The 17,929-nt window shown below is 63.2% G+C and carries 20 protein-coding genes; 8 read left to right on the top strand and 12 right to left on the bottom strand.

The window, feature by feature from the left end:
* Positions 1 to 161 precede the first annotated feature (161 nt).
* The 7 genes from NATGR_RS03605 to NATGR_RS03575 form a co-directional block, all read right to left on the bottom strand.
* A complete protein-coding gene (locus NATGR_RS03605) occupies positions 162 to 1,127 on the bottom strand; it encodes a hypothetical protein (RefSeq protein ID WP_005581425.1) in 966 nt (321 codons plus the stop codon).
* A 72-nt stretch (positions 1,128 to 1,199) separates the two neighbouring features.
* Positions 1,200 to 1,841, bottom strand: a complete 642-nt coding sequence (locus tag NATGR_RS03600) for an ArsR/SmtB family transcription factor (RefSeq protein ID WP_005581426.1) — start codon at positions 1,839 to 1,841, stop codon at positions 1,200 to 1,202.
* Between the two features lie 382 nt (positions 1,842 to 2,223).
* Entirely contained in the window at positions 2,224 to 3,258 is a 1,035-nt protein-coding gene (locus NATGR_RS03595; RefSeq protein ID WP_005581428.1) for a hypothetical protein, read from the bottom strand.
* Positions 3,259 to 3,353: 95 nt separating this feature from the next.
* Positions 3,354 to 4,400, bottom strand: coding sequence for a dipeptide epimerase (locus tag NATGR_RS03590; protein ID WP_015233295.1), 1,047 nt, complete (start codon positions 4,398 to 4,400; stop codon positions 3,354 to 3,356).
* Complete coding sequence (locus NATGR_RS03585; protein WP_005581431.1) at positions 4,397 to 5,413, bottom strand: DUF1611 domain-containing protein; 1,017 nt, start codon at positions 5,411 to 5,413, stop codon at positions 4,397 to 4,399. The genes NATGR_RS03590 and NATGR_RS03585 overlap by 4 nt, the downstream gene beginning before the upstream one ends.
* Positions 5,414 to 5,509: 96 nt before the next feature.
* Positions 5,510 to 6,460: a Vms1/Ankzf1 family peptidyl-tRNA hydrolase gene (locus NATGR_RS03580; RefSeq protein ID WP_005581432.1), complete on the bottom strand. Its 951-nt coding sequence runs from the start codon at positions 6,458 to 6,460 to the stop codon at positions 5,510 to 5,512.
* A gap of 29 nt (positions 6,461 to 6,489) precedes the next feature.
* Positions 6,490 to 6,864 carry a DUF5802 family protein gene (locus NATGR_RS03575; protein WP_005581433.1) on the bottom strand — a complete coding sequence of 125 codons (375 nt, stop codon included), beginning with the start codon at positions 6,862 to 6,864 and terminating at the stop codon, positions 6,490 to 6,492.
* 296 nt (positions 6,865 to 7,160) lie between these two features.
* Here NATGR_RS03575 and NATGR_RS03570 point away from each other — a divergent pair, with 296 nt between their 5' ends.
* Positions 7,161 to 8,219: a hypothetical protein gene (locus tag NATGR_RS03570; RefSeq protein ID WP_005581434.1), complete on the top strand. Its 1,059-nt coding sequence runs from the start codon at positions 7,161 to 7,163 to the stop codon at positions 8,217 to 8,219.
* A gap of 134 nt (positions 8,220 to 8,353) precedes the next feature.
* Positions 8,354 to 9,019, top strand: a complete 666-nt coding sequence (locus NATGR_RS03565) for an ArsR/SmtB family transcription factor (protein WP_005581435.1) — start codon at positions 8,354 to 8,356, stop codon at positions 9,017 to 9,019.
* Between the two features lie 67 nt (positions 9,020 to 9,086).
* Here the strand turns inward: NATGR_RS03565 and NATGR_RS03560 are convergent, their stop codons facing one another.
* Complete coding sequence (locus NATGR_RS03560; protein WP_005581436.1) at positions 9,087 to 9,689, bottom strand: hypothetical protein; 603 nt, start codon at positions 9,687 to 9,689, stop codon at positions 9,087 to 9,089.
* A gap of 127 nt (positions 9,690 to 9,816) precedes the next feature.
* Here NATGR_RS03560 and NATGR_RS03555 point away from each other — a divergent pair, with 127 nt between their 5' ends.
* Genes NATGR_RS03555 through NATGR_RS03545 form a run of 3 tightly spaced genes read left to right on the top strand, consistent with a single transcriptional unit; the run spans position 9,817 to position 12,311 of the window.
* A complete protein-coding gene (locus tag NATGR_RS03555; RefSeq protein ID WP_005581437.1) occupies positions 9,817 to 10,041 on the top strand; it encodes a hypothetical protein in 225 nt (74 codons plus the stop codon).
* A 51-nt stretch (positions 10,042 to 10,092) separates the two neighbouring features.
* Positions 10,093 to 11,343, top strand: a complete 1,251-nt coding sequence (gatD, locus tag NATGR_RS03550; protein WP_005581438.1) for a Glu-tRNA(Gln) amidotransferase subunit GatD — start codon at positions 10,093 to 10,095, stop codon at positions 11,341 to 11,343.
* A 2-nt stretch (positions 11,344 to 11,345) separates the two neighbouring features.
* A complete protein-coding gene (locus NATGR_RS03545) occupies positions 11,346 to 12,311 on the top strand; it encodes a GNAT family N-acetyltransferase (RefSeq protein WP_005581439.1) in 966 nt (321 codons plus the stop codon).
* A gap of 235 nt (positions 12,312 to 12,546) precedes the next feature.
* On the opposite strand, the gene NATGR_RS03540 is transcribed toward NATGR_RS03545, so the two are convergent.
* On the bottom strand, positions 12,547 to 13,101 hold the full coding sequence (locus NATGR_RS03540; protein ID WP_005581441.1) for a GMP synthase subunit A: 555 nt from the start codon (positions 13,099 to 13,101) through the stop codon (positions 12,547 to 12,549).
* A gap of 123 nt (positions 13,102 to 13,224) precedes the next feature.
* Between NATGR_RS03540 and NATGR_RS03535 the strand changes: the two genes are divergently transcribed.
* Positions 13,225 to 14,328, top strand: coding sequence for an aminopeptidase (locus NATGR_RS03535; RefSeq protein ID WP_005581442.1), 1,104 nt, complete (start codon positions 13,225 to 13,227; stop codon positions 14,326 to 14,328).
* A gap of 73 nt (positions 14,329 to 14,401) precedes the next feature.
* Positions 14,402 to 14,893 carry an NUDIX hydrolase gene (locus NATGR_RS03530; RefSeq protein WP_005581444.1) on the top strand — a complete coding sequence of 164 codons (492 nt, stop codon included), beginning with the start codon at positions 14,402 to 14,404 and terminating at the stop codon, positions 14,891 to 14,893.
* On the opposite strand, the gene NATGR_RS03525 is transcribed toward NATGR_RS03530, so the two are convergent.
* The 3 genes from NATGR_RS03525 to NATGR_RS03515 all read right to left on the bottom strand — a co-directional run bounded on the left by NATGR_RS03525 (position 14,894) and on the right by NATGR_RS03515 (position 17,338).
* Positions 14,894 to 15,580 (bottom strand): class II aldolase/adducin family protein, encoded by a 687-nt coding sequence (locus NATGR_RS03525; protein WP_005581445.1) that lies wholly within the window; start codon positions 15,578 to 15,580, stop codon positions 14,894 to 14,896.
* Positions 15,577 to 16,278, bottom strand: a complete 702-nt coding sequence (locus NATGR_RS03520) for an HAD family hydrolase (protein WP_005581446.1) — start codon at positions 16,276 to 16,278, stop codon at positions 15,577 to 15,579. Before NATGR_RS03520 ends, NATGR_RS03525 begins: the two co-directional genes overlap by 4 nt.
* A 226-nt stretch (positions 16,279 to 16,504) precedes the next feature.
* Positions 16,505 to 17,338 carry a hypothetical protein gene (locus NATGR_RS03515; RefSeq protein ID WP_005581447.1) on the bottom strand — a complete coding sequence of 278 codons (834 nt, stop codon included), beginning with the start codon at positions 17,336 to 17,338 and terminating at the stop codon, positions 16,505 to 16,507.
* 309 nt (positions 17,339 to 17,647) lie between these two features.
* Here NATGR_RS03515 and NATGR_RS19835 point away from each other — a divergent pair, with 309 nt between their 5' ends.
* Positions 17,648 to 17,785 carry a hypothetical protein gene (locus NATGR_RS19835; RefSeq protein ID WP_005581448.1) on the top strand — a complete coding sequence of 46 codons (138 nt, stop codon included), beginning with the start codon at positions 17,648 to 17,650 and terminating at the stop codon, positions 17,783 to 17,785.
* The last annotated feature ends 144 nt before the right edge of the window (positions 17,786 to 17,929 follow it).

The raw sequence follows: 17,929 nt of genomic DNA, 5'->3' as shown, positions 1-17,929 counted from the left end.
AATCGATCGTTCGCGTTCACGTCCCTGACTGCGCTTTCGTTCGGGCGACGATCGGTATCCACGTCGATTCCGCGCGGAGAGGGAGACGATCCGGCGAGAGAGTCTCCTTTTCTGCGAGCATTTATGTCGGTTGCGGTACGAAGGCAAACGGCGTACCGCGGCTAGGTGGACTCGTTCGTCGAGTTCGTCTCGACATCACAAGCCATGAGTGTCGAAACGGTGCTTGCGGTCAGTTCACCCGAAGCGTCGATTTCCGCTCGTGTCGAGGACTGATTACAATCGAAGTTTCCGGGCGTGACCTGCTCAGTGATGGTCGTCCCCGTTTCGAGCACGTCCATCGATACCGTGTACGTTCCGCTCTCACTGAGGGTGACCAAGACGGTTGCCTCGGGTTCGACCGTGTAGACGCCGTCGAACTGTGCTGTCGAGTCGTTTTCGACGATGAGTCGCGTTGTCCAGGTCTCTTCGGATGGGTTCCGGAGCACGAGCGTATGGCTCCCTTTCCCTGTGTCTGCGGGAATCGGGTCAGTGCCAAGTGTGTGTGACGCCGACTCATCGGCGGCGGCCGTCTCGGTGACGACACCGGGACACGCCATCCGCGTCGAAATACCCATTGAATCGAGCGTCCCGTCTTCTCGGACACTCACTGTCGTCCTGGTCACGTTACAGGTGAAGTGACCGGGATCGATGGAGATCGCTTCCGTTGCATCCAACTCGGGAGCGACCACACGAACGGTATACGTGTCGAGGTCGGTGAGTGACACAACGATACTTGCGTTCGCTTCGAGCTCGACCGACTCCTCGAACACAGCCTCGTCGTTTTTCGAGACGGCAATCGTTCCTCGATGTGGCTCCTCGGTTGGATTCCCGAACGCGACGTGGTGTGCTCTTCTGAGACCACGGTCTTCGAGCGATGCGGTCCCGACAGTTCGTTCGACGGAACCACCAGCTTCGATGTGGGTCTTTTCCGCCGTTCGTCCTGTCTCGGCCAGTGACTCCTCGGCGGTGGTGGCTGTCGCTTCTGCATTCGCCTCAGACGAGTCGCCTCTGGTTTCCTGGGAGAGACAACCCACTGTTGCAGTTGTGAGGCCAGTTCCAGCACTTGCCAGAAACGTTCTCCGTTCCATATACTATCGTAAGAGGGGATACGTATCGTCCTATCCCAGATTCAAAGACATCTTTGAGTCCGCGACCGTCACTCACACCGATTCGGTATAACTCGAGGTGTGACGATACGTACCCAAGTACCACGTCACGAAAAACGACAAGATCAGGAAAACGCCAGCCGCCAGAACGAATCCTCCAGGACCGGTTCCGAACGCAACGAGAGTCTCCCACACGGTTGGCTCGGGTTGTTGAACAACGGTGTCTCGGACCTGCGGCGACTGAGTGGTCGGCGCTGCCCAGCGTGTGTGAACGATGACACTGATCGCCCCGACACCACTCACTGCGCCGAAGACTCGACGCAGTGCCGTCCCGAGTGACGGTGTTGCTCGTTCCACTCCCGCAAAGAGGACGAGCGCACTGTTAGTTGGGGCGTAAACGTCCATTTCACGGCCCTGCTCGGAGTACCACGTCTCGACGACTTCTACCAGGTCTGCATCTCGGAGTCGGTCGAGATGATAGCTGACGTTCTGTACCGAGGAGTCGAGTTCGGTGGCGATATCCGACGCCGTGGTTGGTTCCTCGTACAACTGATTGAGGATACGGCGTGCCGTCGTCGAGGAGACTGCCGACAGAATCCGTTCTGCAGACTCGTCTTCGAATCCGACGAGTTGCGGTTCTAAATCGCGGTCAGAAGCTGACTCCGGGGTTGGCTTCAGAGGTAGTAGTGAAGACATAGTCGACGTATTTAGTTACGGTACTATGTGGCTATGGAAGAGTTAAAGAGCTATTTGAGTCCAGCGCAGACGAGAAACCGCCACGAACGTGGCATCAATCGAGTAATTCCTGTCACAGAAAGCGTCGTTCGAGAAGACGCCACACCGACGAAGCGCAACTCGACTCTCCTCCAGGAGGGCCCGGCGGAGGCGCTGATCTCGATGTCGCTGGAGGGACGGAGCGTAGCTTCACGGATCTCCGGCCACTACATCCACCGTAGGGCGATTCACGCCCGTCGTGAACGACGAAATTCTCTCGTCAAGAAGATAGGAGGACCCACTGGTTCGACCCACAGCGAAAGCGAGAAGAAACCGGATCGTGTCGTGTCGAGTCGGTCCGAGATCAGGACCACCAGTTCTCGAGATCGAGCGAAACCGACTCCGGTCGTTCTTCTGGTGTCACCTCTTCGGGGAGGAGATCCCAGTCGAGTTCGTCTTCGCCGGGTCGAGCGTCGGTCTCGAATCCGGGGTCGTCGGCAGGTGGCTGCTCGCGGTACTCCGGCGGCGGGCCGTCGTGGGCGTAAACACCCTCGGGATGATCGACAGTCCAAACGTGCATCATGCAGGGAGTCCGACAGGGAACCCTGATGTTGCCGTCTGCGAACTCCTGTTCGTAGGCCTGCTGGTAGAACCACCAGGCGAACCGTCCCGGAGCGCCGGTGTGGTAGTGCCACGGGGAACAGCGGTTGGGGTCGTCTGCAGGCGGGTCCTCGTGTTCGTGTTCGGCTTCGTGTTCGCTAGTAGCCCCACGTTCGTCCGCCAAATCATCGCTATCCTGATCCACAGTATCGTCTTCTGCCTGGGTGCCTGGCCCGTCAGACTCGAGTGCGTCCGTCTCGGTTTCGGGCATCCAGTCGACGCCCTCGTCGATGTCGTACACTGGTGGCGGATCGATCCGCTCACCGTCGCGGGTTGCAATGAACATCACGCCGATCGAGCGCCAGGAGGTGTTGTCCACGAGCACCGACTCAGGCCGATCGGGATCGAGTACTGCGTCGTCTCCGATGTACTCCGGACTGAGCCAGTGCGACCAGCCGTCGTCGTCGCCGTCGAGCGTGTCGAAGTAGGGCTTAAATCCCGCATCGACCAGCGTGCCGACGTTCGGGTACTCGGTCTCGAGCGTCTCGCGGACGGCCTGCTGGAGAGCGATCGTTGCCGGGTGGTCGTCGGCACAGCCCTCGGTGCTTGCACCCTCGCAGTAGCCCATGCTCGGTTCGAGCGTCGCCTCGGGACAACGTCGCTCGAGCAGTGCGCGTGCAGTGTCGTTACCGTCGGCCACGGCACTCGTAGAGCCGGCCGCTGCCAGCGTTACTGTCCCCGCCGATACCCGCAACAGTGTCCGACGGGAGAGTCGTCGACGGTCGCGTCTGTCGGTCATGTCCAGACTCGTTCGACACCGACCGGCGTTGTAAACTATGTTGGCGGTCGAACTGACAGTATCTCGTGGTGATCGCTCTCCGGGTGGGCAAGTCGTTACTCGAGGGCGACACCAGTACCGGCTGGCTCGAGGTCCTCGAGAGCGATCCGCCCGCCGGCCATCGGGACGCCGTCGTAAGGGTCGTCGTCGAGCAACAGCGAGCCGTCGAGGTCGGCGTAGTCGAGTAGTGGCGCGAGGTGACAGGCCGCCGCAATCGAGGCATTAGACTCGTTCATGCAGCCACACATCACTTGAAGGCCGTGAGCACGGGCGGTATGGATGATTCGTTTCGCCTCCCGGAGGCCACCACACTTCATCAATTTCAGGTTTGCAACGTCACAGCGACCCGCGATCTGTGGGACGTCCTCGACGGTGATGCAGGACTCGTCGGCTGCAATCGGGAGTGCCGCGCGCTCGTAGACGAACTCGAGTCCCTCGGGGTCCTCCGCAGGGACGGGCTGCTCGACGAACTCGAGGTCGTAGGCCGCTAGTTCGTCGATCTTCCGGACCGCTTCTCGTGGCGTCCAGGCCTCGTTGGCGTCGACGTACAGCCGCACGTCCTCGGCTGGCGCGACAGACCGGATCGTCTCGACGATCTCGAGGTCTCGATCCGTACCGAGTTTGACCTTCAGCGTGGTGTAGCCACGCTCGAGTGCGAGTTCGGTCTTCTCTTTCATCGTCTCCGTGTCGTCGATCCCGATCGTGTAGGAGGTCTCGATCGTATCGTCTGGATCGAGCCCCCAGTACTCGTAGAGTGGCACCTCGAGTCGCTTGGTGACGAGGTCGTGGAGCGCGATGCTGACGGCGCAGCGAGCGGCAGGGTTGCGTTCGACGGTCTCGCGCATCTGGCGCTCGATGCGGTCGAGCTGGTGGGGGTCGTCGACCGCCTCGACGACGGCGAGTAGGTCGGGTAGGACAGCCTCGACGGTGTCTGCGGTCTCGCCGTAGTGTGCAGAAGGGCCGGCACCGCCGACGCCAACCGTCCCCTCGTCGTCCTCGATGCGGACGGTGACGACGTCGGTCTCGGTCGCCGTGCCACGCGAGATCGTAAACGGAAACTCGAGCGGCAGGGTGTGGCGCTGGAACGAGGTCTCGAGTGTCATAGGATCGCCTCTAGCATCTCGTCGGTGTCGTGCCGGATGACGTCGGTTGCGGGCACGCCGAGTACGTCGGCGTACTCGTCGACTGCCTCTCGGGCCGCATCGTCTTCGAGGTCGGCGGTGTTGAGTGTGCCAGCGACGACCTCGGTCTCGGCGACTGGTGCCGAGAGCGTCTCGTAGAGGTCGACGTACGTCGGGATCGACGGGAGGTCGAACGACTCGTAGCCGTGGATGGTTTCGCGGCCAGCGTCGTGACAGAGGACGAGCTTGTCGGGCATCGAGCCGTGGAGGATGCCACAGGTAACCGCGGAGTAGGCGGGGTGGACGAGACTACCCTGGCCCTCGACGAGCAGATAGTCGTGTTCGTCGCCCAGTTCGACGATCATCTCCTCGACCGCACCCGCAGTGAAGTCGCCGACGACGCGGTCGATCGGGATGCCCCATCCCTCGATCATGATGCCGGTCTGCCCGGTCGGAACGACACCGACGTCGTAGCCGGCTGCGCGGGCGTCCCGGGCCAGTTCCATCGTCGCGGTCATCTTGCCGACCGAGCAATCGGTGCCGACGGTCGTGATGACCTCGGCGTCGACGTCTCCTGCGATGCCCTCGGCGACCGTCAGGTCCGCCGGCGGCTTGCGGATGTCCCGGAGTTCACAGCCGTTCTCTTCGGCGAGTTCGGCGAACTCCTCGTCGTTCTCGAGGAAGTAGTGCAGTCCCGAAATGATGTCACAGCCGTACTCGAGTGCAGTTCTGACGTCCGGCCGCCAGCGCTCGTCGAAGTCGCCGCCGATCGGCGCGATGCCGATCAGCAGGGCGTCGACAGCGTCTTCTTCGAGGTCGTCCGTTCCCCCGACGATCGGAGCGTCCTGGACGTCGGGGACGTAGTCGGAGACGCGGCTACCGGCAGAATCACGATCGAGGACGGCGGCGACATCGTAGTCGGCGTACCGGAGTACGCCCAGTGCCGTCTTCGCCCGTTCCGGGAATTTCTCGTGGGCGAGTATTGCGACGCGCATACAGGCCACATGGGCAAAGGGGTACTTAAGCGTGCTTTCAGGCTGCTGTCAGGCGAATGTTGCCGGATTCTGGCCCGGACGCGAGTCGTTAGTCCGCTACAGGACCTGGAGTTCCGTCGTCCAGAACGACCGGTACGCGTCTTCGAGTGCCGATTCCGGGTTTCCGGTGGCGTCGACGGCGGCAGTCGCCGCCGGCGCGGGATCGATCGACGTCTCCTCGGCGAGCGTGTCGACGACGCCACGCTGACCCGCCAGATAGAGCCGGTCGACCTCGCCCGCGACACGTTCCTCGAGTGCCGCCGTAGCCCGCTCGAGGTGGTCGTCGATCTGTTCGTCCCGAATCCGCTCGAACCGTGCCTGTGAAAACCCACCTTTCGAGTGACTGCCTTTCACCTCCGATTCGAAGCCGTGGACCTCGAGTCGTTCGTCACCGTCGTAGACTCCAACGGCGAACAGATCGGTCCGAACGAGCGCGAGTGCGTGTCGATCGGTCGGCTGGAACCACTCGCGGTCGAGGGTGAGCCGGTCGTTCCAGGCAGGTTCGCGGTCTGGAAGAATGGGCGGCTCGAGTGCGACCGAGACGAGGCCGGCATCGTCGAGACAGATCACGCAGGGTGCGGCGTCGTCCACGAGCGCGATTCGTTCGCGACCGAGCGTCTCCGCGAGGTCGCGTTCGATCCGGGGGTCGAGATCCGCGAGACCGTCCTCGACGACGGCCGTCAGTGCACCCTCGGGTCCCGTCTGGAACGACTCGAGACGATCGAGCACCTCGTCGAGGCGCGCCCCGCGCAGTTGCTCGCGTCGCCGGACGTGAACACTCGCGCCGTCGTCTTCCCCGTTCGTTCGCTCGAGTTCGCCCTCGAGTTGGGCGATCCGGTCCTCGAGTCGATTGAGCTGCTCTTCGGCCTCCTGTCTGGCAGTAGCCGCTTTGGCCCGGCGGTCGGACTCGGCCTCGTATCGCTCCCGCAGGCGGTCGTTCTCCGCCTCGAGTTCGTCGATGCGCTCTTTCAGTTGCGCGCGTCCGAGCACCTCGTCGAGGTCGAACATTCGAGCAAAAAGGCGAAGCGAGAGTACTTCTAGGTACCGGCGCTCGAATAGTCGTCGACGGAGACCGCACTTCCGACGAAAGACAGCAACTGCTGTGCCCGTTCTCGACGGGCCAGAAACACCTCGCGGAGCGACGGTGGGTTCCGCACGTCGACGTCCGCTAACATCGACTCGGGAACCGCGAGCGTGTTCGCGGGCACCCTCTCGTCCCCGTGGACGGGGAAGTGCCGCGACTCGAGTTTCATCACCAGCGGCGAGTCGAGCCGTTCGATTCCGTCCCCTGTCGCGTACACTTCTTCGTTGATGCGTTGGTGCTGGTCGCTGTGGATGAACGCGCGGTTTTCGTCCGTCGGCGTTACGTAGAGTCGTCCGAGATAGTAGCTACGGGAGAACACCTCGAACATGGTAACAATACACATGAACTGGAAGTATATAACTATTTGTGGCGCGTTACATCGAACTCCACCACACACACCTGGAATGGGTTGCTGTACCGGTGTCTCGGTGTGCCCGCTTCGGGCGCGGGTACGCCGACGATGACTACAGGCACCCCGACGAGTCTCGAGGCCTCGACGAACCGAACGACTGCCTCTACAGCCAGCATAAACGCTTGGCTAGATTTTCGAACGTCGATTGACCTAACTAAACTGTCCGAACGACTATTCGCCTTTTTAACTTGTTCCAGAAATAACGTCGGTCGATGACTACGACTCGGACGGTCGCTCTCCTCGCGGTCGTCGCCGTCGTCGGGCTCGCGATCACGTCGGTCGCTGCCGGTGCTGTAGCGAACTCGAGCACCAGTGTCGAACCCGACGCATCCGAGAGCAACGCGACCGTCGGGACGGTCATGCAGATGACTGCCGCCGACGCCGAACACTCGATCGAATCACAACTGTTCGACGTGAGCTACGAACAGTCACCCGAGGAACGACGAGCCGATCTCGTCGCCGACCGCACGACGGCCCTCGAGAGCGAGGTCGAACGACTCGAGTCCGAGCAAGCGGCGCTTCGCGATCTGCAAGAGACGAACGAAACGCCGACAGCGTACCAGGCCCGGATGGCGAAGTTGGCAGTCGAGATAAACGCCCTCGAGCACGAAATCGAGCGAACGAAACCCCGTGCAGCGGCTACCGATCTCGGCAAAGACCGCCTCGAGACGCTCGAGCGGAACACGTCGGGACTTGTAAACGCCGAGGTAAACGCGGTTGCACGATCGGTTCCTGGACTCGATCGCCAGTCAGGAGGGGTGGCGATGGGGCCACCGACCGACCGCAATACTGCGAACGAAACCCCCGGACAGGGTATGACACCGCCTGGGCAGAACGGTACCGCGACACCGCCTGGGCAGAACGACGACGCTGCTCCGGGAGCCGGAGATGGTCCGGCACAGAACGGCACGGCCCCTGGCGGTGTCGACGAGATGCCTGACCACGGTCCAGCCGGTAACGAGTCGGAGTCGGGCGGAAACGAGACGACACCTGCGGACCCGAACGAAGGCACCGATGCCGACTCAGGAGAGGAAGCCGACGGCGAGTCGCCGGGGCAGAGTGGTGACGACGGCGAGTCGCCGGGCCAGAGTGGTGACGACGGCGAGTCGCCGGGCCAGAGCGGTGACGACGGCGAGTCGCCGGGCCAAAGCGGTGACGACGGCGAGTCGCCGGGGCAGAGTGGTGACGACGGCGAGTCGCCGGGCCAGAGCGGTGACGACGGCGAGTCGCCGGGCCAGAGCGGTGGCGACGACCGCGAACACACTCGGTAAGCCCCCTCGAGGTCGGATGGTTCGAGACTTCGAGGTGTGTGGCCTGCTTTTTCTGTCGATCACTGCCCCAGGGACAAAACGACAGCCAGCGCGAGCAGACACCCTTTTCAGCACCGAAACCATACCTGTCGGCGATGGACTCCGCCGCGTTGCTGGATTTACTGGGAAACGAGAATCGACGCCGGATTCTCCGATTACTCGCCCGGAAGCCCTGCTACGTCACCGAAATCTCCGAGTACCTCGGCGTGAGTCCCAAGGCAGTCATCGAGCACCTGCGGAAACTCGAGGAGGCTGGCCTGATCGAGAGTCGGATCGACGATCAGCGCCGGAAGTACTTCCACATCGCCCGAAACGTCCGCCTCGAGGTGAGCGTCTCGCCGTACGGGTTCGCGAGCAAGAGCGCCTATCCTGCGAACAACAGTTTCGACATTACGACCTGTCCACACCTCTCGCTGGAGGTCGATCCTGGCGGGACCGACAATCTCGACGAGTTGCTCGAGGTACTCGACGAACTCGAACAACTCGAGAACGAACTCTCGCTGGCCCAGCGTTGGGTGCAGGGACGGCTCTGTGACGTTCTCGATCGCATCTCGGAGACGGTCGGGGCCGGCCCGGAGAGCCGGATCTACGCGGATCTGCTCGCGAGTGTTCGTTCGGAGCCCAAGTCGGTCGGTGAACTCAGCCGGGATGTCGACGCGCCCCGCGAGGTTGTCGCCGAGTTACTCGAGGCGATGGCCGACGACGGAATCGTCCAGCGCACTGAACGCGGCTGGGAGCTGAACTCGTGTAGTAACAACTGACACCGTCTGCAGACCGGTTACACCACTCTCGTATTGGGGACGCACTGACTGTCGGTGGCTGCTGTCGTCACTCGACGTCGCGAGCGAGTCCCGCACGCAAGTCACGACCGAAGTAGTAGCCGGCGAGTGCAGCGACGAGACCGGTCGCCGCGCCGACGGCGAGCACTCGCGTCCCGAGGCCGGCTGCGACGAACCAGGGGTCGATCAGGAGCGAAGTCGCGCCGCCCGAAGCGACGCCTGCGGTCGTCATCTCGAGATAGCGTCGTTTGCTCGTCGCCAGTCCGACCAGGAAGGCGATGGCGAACATCCCGATCAGTCGTCCGGCGACGGGGATCAACGCGTTCCCGGCGAACAGCCCGACGCTGACGAGCGCGACGAACGCGAGAAATGCCTTCGGGGAGAAAAGGTCTTCACGGGGAACCGACAGCGACGGACGATCTGGAACTAGCCGAGAGAGCCAGGAGCGGCCGGACGCGTCGGCGGCACTCTCTTGACTTGGGTCGACCTGCTCGCGTCCAGAGGGCTCCGTCGAGGAGGCAGCCGGCCCGGCTCCCGAATCAGCGCCCGGCTCTCCCCCAGTCTCCTCGAGCAGGCGATCCGTCTCCTCGAGGAGGTCGTCGGTGGACCCGGGGCTTTGGCTCTCGGTTAGTTCGTCCGAGCGGTCGCTCATACCCTAGTAGTGCATGGCTGGTATCATGGACCTTTCCCTCGAACAGGGACCCGGGAGTGAACGACGTCATCGATCGGGCAGACAGTGGGACGAGCGCTTCGATATCTGACGACGCGACCGGCGTTTTATGACGAGCGGGCTGGTAGCGCAGACAGTGAGCACGGAACTGATCGTTCTCGGCGTCGTCGTAGTCGCCGTCGCCGCTGGACTTCTGGGGGCTGGGCGTCGGTTCTATCCCCGGCTCGACCTCGACGAGAACGAACTCGCGTCGATTCGTCTGTTGACGGCGCTTCTTGGGGCTATTCTCCTGTTGATCGGACTCGGACTGGTCGTCGTCGGCTTCCTGACGTGACTGGCGGTCGGAAAGCGTGCCTTCAAGTCCGATGGCCCGCAATGCTGACCTATGAAACCAGGCGATCGCGTTCGCGTCGATCGGGACGATCGCACGTTCGAAGGCGTGTTGCTCCCCTCGAGCGACGACGACCAACTCGTCGTCAAACTCGAGGGCGGATACAACGTCGGTGTCGACCGGGGGGGTGCCGAGGTGGCCGTCCTCGCGGAAGATGTCTACGAGATCGACGGCACCGACAGCACGGGCGACGGCGGCGAGTCGGAAATCGAGTTCGACGAGGAACTGCCGACGATCTCGCTGATCTCGACCGGCGGTACGATCGCCTCGACCGTCGACTATCGGACCGGCGCGGTGACGGCACAGTTCGACGCCGAGGACGTCCTGCGAGCGGTGCCCGACCTCGCGGGCCGTGCGAACTACCGCGGCCGGGTCGTTGCGAATATCCTCTCGGAGAACATGGAACCGCCGATCTGGCAGGACCTCGCCCGGGCGGTCCACGAGGAGATCGAGAACGGCGCGGACGGCGTCGTCGTCATGCACGGTACCGACACGATGCAGTACTCCGCCTCTGCACTCGCGTTCATGCTCGAGACACCGGTACCGATCGTCTTCACTGGCTCCCAGCGGTCGGCGGACCGCCCTTCCTCGGACAACGTGATGAACGCCGTCTGTGCCGTCGAGGCAGCAAAGAGTGACTGTGCGGAGGTGCTTGTCTGTATGCACGCCTCCGAGAGCGACGACGTCTGTGCCCTCCACCGCGGTACGCGGGTCCGGAAGAACCACACCTCGCGACGCGACGCGTTCGAGACCGTCGGCGCGGAGCCGCTGGGAGACGTCGATTACGAGAGCGAGACGGTGCAGTTCCACCGGAAGTATCAGCACCGAGATGAACGCGATCTCTCACTCGCCGACGGCCTCTCGGAGGACGTCGAACTGCTCAAGTTCACGCCGGGAATGGACCCCGCTTTCCTCGACGTCGCCGAGGGGTCAGCGGGCCTGATCCTCGAGGGGACCGGACTCGGCCACGTCCACACCGATTTCATCCCACGGATCGAAGAACTCGTCGAGGGCGGAACGACCGTCGTGATGACGAGCCAGTGTCTCGAGGGCCGAATCTGTGACCGGGTCTACGACACCGGCCGCGACCTGCTCGAGGCAGGCGTGATCGAAGCCGGCGACACCGTGCCGGGAACGGCGAAGGTCAAACTGATGTGGGCTCTCGAGAACGCCGAGAGCGTCGCGGAGACGATGGAAACGTCGCTCGCTGGCGAACTGCAGGAACGATCGGTGCCCTGGGAATAACGATGACGTCGAAGAGAGATCACGGGACGGACAGCGACAGCGGCATCGAAATCAGACGAGCGGTCCCTGACGACTACGATGGCGTCGCCGCGTTCACCGGGGACATCTGGCCCGATCGTGGTGGGGACTACATCCCCGAAATTTACCACGACTGGCTCGAGGGCGAAGACGAACGCGACGAGAAGAAGACGTTTCTCGCCGTCGACGACGGAACGCCGGTCGGGATCGTCCAGGCAGTGTTGCTCACCGACGATGAGGCCTGGTTCCAGGGGCTTCGCGTCGCGGTCGACTACCGCGGGCGGGGGCTTAGCCGCGAGTTGACCGAGGCCTGTTTCGAGTGGGCCAGCGACCGCGGCGCGACAGTCGGTCGTGCGATGATCCACTCCTGGAATACGCCTTCACTCGGATCGGCACGTTCGAACGGTTACGAACCGGTCACGGAGTTTCGGTTCGCACAGCCGACGCCAGACTCCCGGGATGCTTCCGGACTGGACACCGGGACGCGGGTCACGAACGATCCCGCCGCTGCGTGGCGCTACTGGACCCACAGCGAGGCACGCGGCCACCTCGACGGGATCGGGCTCGCTCCCGAGGAGACATGGGCGCTCAGGGAACTGGCCCGCGAGGACTTCGACCGGTTCGCAGACGAGACGGCCGTCTTCGCAGTCGAACGAGAGGGCGGGGTCGCGGCCGCGGCCTACCGGACGCGAAGCTACGACCGCGAGAAAGACGGCGAGACGCGGACGTGGGCCGAGTACGGCGTCAGTGCGTGGGAAGACGTCGACGCGGCACGGACGCTGTTCGCTGCGATCGCACGCGACGCCGCCGATATCGGGGCCGACGAAACTCGGGTGGTGATCCCCGAGACGGTTCGACACGTCACCGACGCCGCCTACGCTGGCGTCGACCTCACCGAGGAAGGTGACTTTGTACTCGGAGTCGATCTGACGGCGAGTTCCTGGCAGTAGCGACGGGGTGACAGCTCTTTTCGTTCGGAACGAACAAAGCCCCCCGTGTCGCGGGGGCGAACGGCCGGACGCAGTGAGCCACGAGCGAGACAGAAAGACGACGTGGAGTCTGGCATCGTCGGCACGGCACCGGATTCTGCACGACGGATTTTACGGCAATGCGACAGGCACGGAACCTTCGTTTGCTCGACGAGAAAAGACAGACACAGACACGAAGCGAAACACTGCCTCGAGTTCAGGCCGACTCACAGATCTCGAGGAAGTTCTCGAAGAGTTCCTCGCCCTCCTCGGTGTGAGCGACTTCGGGGTGCCACTGGACGCCGTAGAGGTCGCGGTCGGTGTCGCTCATCGCCTCGACGTCACAGACGTCGCTTTTCGCGGTCAATTCGAATCCGTCGGGGAGTTCTTTGACCTCGTCGGCGTGGCTCGCCCAGACTCGAGTTTCGGGGTGCAAAGAGCCAGTGAGGGGATCGTCCTCGTCGACGACGTCGACGGTGACGTCGGCGTAGCCGCCGTACTCGCCGCCGCCAACGCGGCCGCCCAGTTCCGCCGCGATCAGTTGCATCCCGAGACAAATACCGAGGACGGGCACGTCGGCGGTGAGATAGTCAGCCGACTTCCCGGTCCGGTCCATATCCGGGCCGCCGGAGAGGACAACGCCGTCGGCGTCGACATCCTCGGGTGGCGTGTCGTTGTCGATCAACTCGGTGTCGACGCCGAGGTCACGAAGCGCCCGTTGCTCTAAGTGCGTGAACTGCCCGTGGTTGTCCACCACGACGATTCTCGTCATTGCAGGGCTATAGCCAGTCACTCGGTAAAAAATACCCGGAACGCGCTTTCGAGTCGGCACCTTTCAGTTTCACTTCCACCGTGCCTGGCCGACCTATTTGTACACGTTGACTATCCAACGAGTATGGACGAACGGATCAGACGACACGCCGAGATTCTCGTCGACTACTGTACAGACGTTGGCTCGGACGACGACGTGCTCGTTCGCGCACCCACTGTCGCCGAGGACCTCGTCGTCGCTCTCTACGAGGAACTCGGGGCTCGAGGCGCGTGCCCGCGAACGGAGTGGCTCAACTGGCGGGCCAGACGGGCCTACGACCGGGCGATCGACCCCGACGACTACCGGACGGCCGACCACAAACTCGCGGCGATGGCCGAAACGGATGTCGTCATCCTGATCAGGGCGGCCCGGAACGCGGCCGAGGGATCGGACGTGGACGGCGAGACGAAAGCCGCAGCCAGCCGTGCTCGCCACCCCGTCCTCGAGGAGCGACTCGATACCCGGTGGGTCATGACGCAACACCCCGTGCCAGCCGGCGCACAGCGAGCGGAGATGAGCACTGCCGGCTGGGCCGACTACGTCTACGACGCCATCGACAGGGACTGGGAGGTCCAGCGGGAGCGCCAGCGCCAGCTAGTCGAGATTCTCGAGTCGGCCGAGGAAGTCCGCATCCGCTCCGGAGAGACGACCGATCTTCGGCTCTCGATTTCGGGAATGGGAACGCTCAACGACGCAGGCGAAGAGAACATGCCGGGTGGAGAGGTCGCGACGTCGCCCGTTCCCGACAGCGTCGACGGCGAGATCGCGTTCGATGTCCCCCTGTTCCGGAACAGCCACGAGATTCGAGACGTTCGCCTCGAGTTCGAGGACGGCGTCGTGATCGACTACGAGGCGAGCCGGAACGAAGCAGCACTGGAATCGATGCTGGAAACCGACGCGGGTGCGCGTCGCGTCGGCGAACTCGGATTCGGGATGAACCGCGGCATCGAGCGAGCGACGAACAACGTCCTCTTCGACGAGAAGATGGGCGATACGCTACACGTCGCGCTCGGAAACGCGATGGACGAGTGTGTCCCCGAAGGTCGTCCGTTCAACGAGAGCGCGATCCACGCGGACCTTATCGTCGACGCCAGCGAGGAGTCGGTCGTCGAAATCGACGGCGAGGTAATCCAGCGAAACGGCGTCTTCCGGTTCGAAGAGGGGTTCGACGCGGCCGAGACGACGTAGAACTGGGCGTCCGCAACTCGAGAGTTCTTTCGCGTTCTTTATCATTGGTTGTACTGAAACATATCAGTCACGAATGGAGTCCCGCGTTTCACCCGACGTGCCCCGGGAGACACAGACGGTCTCCGTTCCGCCCGCCAGAGTCGAGACGTACCGAGAGTGGGCAACCAGCGGAACCGGGCTGACGGCCGCTGCTCGCGTCACGGACTCCGACGGCCGAATCGCCCTCGTCAAGAACGGCTGGTCGGACGGCTGGATCGCGCCTGGTGGCGCGGTCGAACTGGACGAAACGCCCGCCGAGGCCGCACGACGCGAAGTGTACGAAGAGACGGGCCTCGAGGCAACGATCGACGATCCGATTCTGGTCGTCGATCAGATCTACGTCGCCGAGTCCGAACCCGACGTCCGGTTCCGCGCGGAGTTCGTCCTGTTCGACGCCAGCGCCGACGGACCGATCCCCGACGCCGACCAACTGGGCGTCGATCGCGACGAGATCGCCGCAGCGCGGTGGTTTGAGGCGCTCCCAGAAGATCTGCACGACGACGATTTGTTCCGGCCGTACCTCTGATCACTGCCCGTAGGACTCGAACTGCTCGAGTACCGTCTCGAGTTGCTCGTCCGACAGCGTCTGGGGCTCCAGCCCCGCGGATTTCGTCTCGAGGTAAAGCCGCGCGAGGCTTTCGACGTGATGGGTGTTCTCGAGCGCGGTTGGGAGGTCGGGCGCGGTGACGACGAGGCCGTGGTTCTCGATGAGCGCGGCGGTCGAGTCGGCCTCGTCCATCGCGGCGACGATGTTCGCCGCGAGGTCGTCGGTGCCGTAGGGTGCGTACTCTGCGACGGGGACGCTTTTGCCGACGGCGACGATCATGTAGTGGATCGGCGGCAGCGGTTCGTTTGCGACGGCGAGCGCGGTCGCCCACGGCGAATGGGTATGGACGATCGCACCGACGTCTTCGCGCCGATAGATCGCCGTATGCATCGGCACTTCGCTGCTCGGTGTCATTTCGCCGGCGAGTTGCCCACCTTCGGTACCGATGTCGACAACCGGCACGTCTCCAGGATCGAACGCGTCGTAGGGGACGCCAGTCGGAGTGATCGCGAAGGCGTTTCCCGGGCCACTGTCGCTACCGCCATCACCTCCGGGCTCGCCACGAACGCTCAGATTCCCCGTCCGACCCGGGGTAAGATCGGCAAGTTCGATCGCGTGATCGACGACGGCCCGACACTCACTCACCAGAAGTTCCGCCTCGGTCATACCAGATCGATTACCGCCCCGAGCGCATCTATCCTGTGATCGGGTTCCCGTCGACCCTCGAGTGACGCCGGATCGTCGACGTCCCCGTTGAACAGCACGGTCTCGATCCCGACCGCGTTCGCGCCGACGATATCCGAGGAGACAGAGTTGCCGACCATCACAATCTCCGAAGCGCGGCGATCGAGTCGGGCCAGCGGGAGGGTGAACAGCACCGAGTCGGGCTTCTCTCGGCCGACTTCCTCGGAGGTCAACAACAGATCGACGTGATCGGCGATGCCGAGTCGCTCGAGTTTCCGGAGCTGTATCCGGGTCGTGAGGTTCGTCACGATCGCGACGTCGATACCACGGTCGCGGAGCGTCTCGAGCGTCTCCACGGTGTCGGGGAACGGCTCCATCGCCTCGAGGAATCCCTCCCAGTACGCGTCCCCGATCGCGAGCGCGTCGGCCGGTTGCGGGCTACCAGTGTGATCCTCGAGGGCGTGCTTGAAATACAGCAGGCGCTCGTGCGAGGCGGCGGTCCCCGAGAGGTGACGTTTGACCTCCTCGCGGCCGATCTGATAGAACGCCTCGAACTCTGGGGCGTCGAATGCGTAGCCGCGCTCCCGAGTCGCTTCCCTCGCGGCCTCCTTGCCCGCACGGTTACACGGCGGATAGGAGTAGAGGGTATCGTCGAGGTCGAACAGCACAGCAGTTGCCATACGCCGTCTATCGGACGGGGGAGAGAAACGAGTACCGGTCTGAAAGACGCGTCTCACCGCTCGTACCGTCCCAAGCGTCGACTGGCAGGGCGAATTGAGCCACACCGCCAGATTCGACCCCGCAGTGCAGGCGTGGCCGCCACTAGTACCGTCCCAACCGTCGACTGACGGGTCGAATCGGGTCACACCGCCAGATTCGACCCATCAGTTCAGGTTTGGCCCGCCACTAGTCGTCGTGTCCGGCCTCCGCCAACTCCCCGAGATCGTCGAGATCGAACCAGAACTCGAGTTCGAACTCGTTGTCTCCCGGTTCTTCGGCGGGGATACCGTACGTGTCGGACGCGGAGTCACAGACGGCACCGACGCCGTCGGTAGCCTCGAAGCCGGGGACGGTGAAGGTGTCGTCGACGAGCAACGCGGTGGCGGTGTTTCCGTCCGAATCGGTCTCGAGCGACTCGCCGCTAAGACCGTTGTCACTGGTCTCGGTCGTCATCTCGAGTTCGGTCTCGGTAACGCAGGTCGAATCGGGGCCGAGACCGAACAGCGGCCCGATAACCGCAGCCTCGATCTCGAAAACGGCCTCGGCCGTCATCTCGCCGGTATCGGGATCGATCGTTCCCTGGAATCCGTCGGGCACGCTCATCTGCACTTCGGCGCGATCCGCGTCGACTCTGTAAGAGGTGATCAACGGGATGGAAGCGTTCTCGGTGTCGGCCTCCCACGTTTCGTCCTCGAGGTCGACGTCGGCGTCGACGACGAACGAGTCGTCTTCCCATTCGACGTCTTCGGGCGCGTCTTCGGGTCGTGGCTCGTCTTCTTCGCTCTCCGGGAGGAGGATTGGATCGTCGTGGTCGCTATCGAGGACGATCGTTCCCTCTTGGGCATACGCTGTAAACGAACTGTTAGCAGACGCGTCGTCGACAACTGCTGCGACGGCATCGTTCGTCGGTCGATCGTCGACGGCGGTCGTTCCTGCAGCGGCCAGGCCCGCTCCGACGCCCGAAACGACCACGAGCGTCGCCAAGGCAATCGCGAGGGCGCTCGGTCTCGTTGTCGTCATGACTCCCTCGCCGGTGCGTCGTGAGGCGTCTTCGACAGCGAACCTGCGCTGTCCGTTTCGTTGCCGCTCCCGCCGAACGGCAACCGTCGAGGACAGTTGCTTCGTGCAGTCGGTATCATACGCTCGTGCGTGTGCTCCACGAGCACCAACTTATATCTCGATTAGCGGGCGATTGAACTGTTTCGTTGACGCATATGTCGCCAAGGGAGAAATCGACCGATCGGCGGAAAACTGGACGAAACGATGAACCAGTTGCTCTTCAGTGCCCGTTCCAGTACGTTTATACGCTGCTGGATGGTCGATACGCCCATGACAGTCGACCTCAACGAATTCGAGCATCCGTCCTGGGCCGCGGCCGCCGGAACGATCGCAGGCTATCTCCTCGTTTTGGTCCTGCTGACGGTCGCACTGTTTATCGTCCCGTGGCTCGTCTTCCTCGCGCTGTAGGAACCCGACCGCCTCATCTCACGACCCCATCTCATCTGTCGTGTTTCTGTCGCGTCACTGTGGCTACTCGAGCAGAGACGCGGTTCGATATCGGCGCTGAACTACGCCGAAAGGCAGTATCGGTTTCGTCGTTTGTCGTTGTCG

The sequence above is a fragment of the Natronobacterium gregoryi SP2 genome, assembly GCF_000230715.2.
Taxonomy (GTDB): Archaea; Halobacteriota; Halobacteria; order Halobacteriales; family Natrialbaceae; genus Natronobacterium; species Natronobacterium gregoryi.
The sequence above is the reverse complement of the archived record's forward strand: the minus strand, read 5'-3'. Positions and strand labels throughout refer to the sequence as shown.

Bases quoted from the DNA above. Each gene is read 5' to 3' on its own strand.
- NATGR_RS03555 (WP_005581437.1), top strand. From the start codon at position 9,817: ATGACGAGCGGGCTGGTAGCGCAGACAGTGAGCACGGAACTGATCGTT.
- NATGR_RS03605 (WP_005581425.1), bottom strand. From the start codon at position 1,127: ATGGAACGGAGAACGTTTCTGGCAAGTGCTGGAACTGGCCTCACAACT.
- NATGR_RS03575 (WP_005581433.1), bottom strand. From the start codon at position 6,864: ATGTTCGAGGTGTTCTCCCGTAGCTACTATCTCGGACGACTCTACGTA.
- NATGR_RS03585 (WP_005581431.1), bottom strand. From the start codon at position 5,413: ATGCGCGTCGCAATACTCGCCCACGAGAAATTCCCGGAACGGGCGAAG.
- NATGR_RS03530 (WP_005581444.1), top strand. From the start codon at position 14,402: ATGGAGTCCCGCGTTTCACCCGACGTGCCCCGGGAGACACAGACGGTC.
- NATGR_RS03540 (WP_005581441.1), bottom strand. From the start codon at position 13,101: ATGACGAGAATCGTCGTGGTGGACAACCACGGGCAGTTCACGCACTTA.
- NATGR_RS03560 (WP_005581436.1), bottom strand. From the start codon at position 9,689: ATGAGCGACCGCTCGGACGAACTAACCGAGAGCCAAAGCCCCGGGTCC.
- NATGR_RS03600 (WP_005581426.1), bottom strand. From the start codon at position 1,841: ATGTCTTCACTACTACCTCTGAAGCCAACCCCGGAGTCAGCTTCTGAC.
- NATGR_RS03515 (WP_005581447.1), bottom strand. From the start codon at position 17,338: ATGACGACAACGAGACCGAGCGCCCTCGCGATTGCCTTGGCGACGCTC.
- NATGR_RS19835 (WP_005581448.1), top strand. From the start codon at position 17,648: ATGACAGTCGACCTCAACGAATTCGAGCATCCGTCCTGGGCCGCGGCC.
- NATGR_RS03580 (WP_005581432.1), bottom strand. From the start codon at position 6,460: ATGTTCGACCTCGACGAGGTGCTCGGACGCGCGCAACTGAAAGAGCGC.
- NATGR_RS03535 (WP_005581442.1), top strand. From the start codon at position 13,225: ATGGACGAACGGATCAGACGACACGCCGAGATTCTCGTCGACTACTGT.
- NATGR_RS03545 (WP_005581439.1), top strand. From the start codon at position 11,346: ATGACGTCGAAGAGAGATCACGGGACGGACAGCGACAGCGGCATCGAA.
- NATGR_RS03565 (WP_005581435.1), top strand. From the start codon at position 8,354: ATGGACTCCGCCGCGTTGCTGGATTTACTGGGAAACGAGAATCGACGC.
- gatD (WP_005581438.1), top strand. From the start codon at position 10,093: ATGAAACCAGGCGATCGCGTTCGCGTCGATCGGGACGATCGCACGTTC.
- NATGR_RS03525 (WP_005581445.1), bottom strand. From the start codon at position 15,580: ATGACCGAGGCGGAACTTCTGGTGAGTGAGTGTCGGGCCGTCGTCGAT.
- NATGR_RS03570 (WP_005581434.1), top strand. From the start codon at position 7,161: ATGACTACGACTCGGACGGTCGCTCTCCTCGCGGTCGTCGCCGTCGTC.
- NATGR_RS03520 (WP_005581446.1), bottom strand. From the start codon at position 16,278: ATGGCAACTGCTGTGCTGTTCGACCTCGACGATACCCTCTACTCCTAT.
- NATGR_RS03590 (WP_015233295.1), bottom strand. From the start codon at position 4,400: ATGACACTCGAGACCTCGTTCCAGCGCCACACCCTGCCGCTCGAGTTT.
- NATGR_RS03595 (WP_005581428.1), bottom strand. From the start codon at position 3,258: ATGACCGACAGACGCGACCGTCGACGACTCTCCCGTCGGACACTGTTG.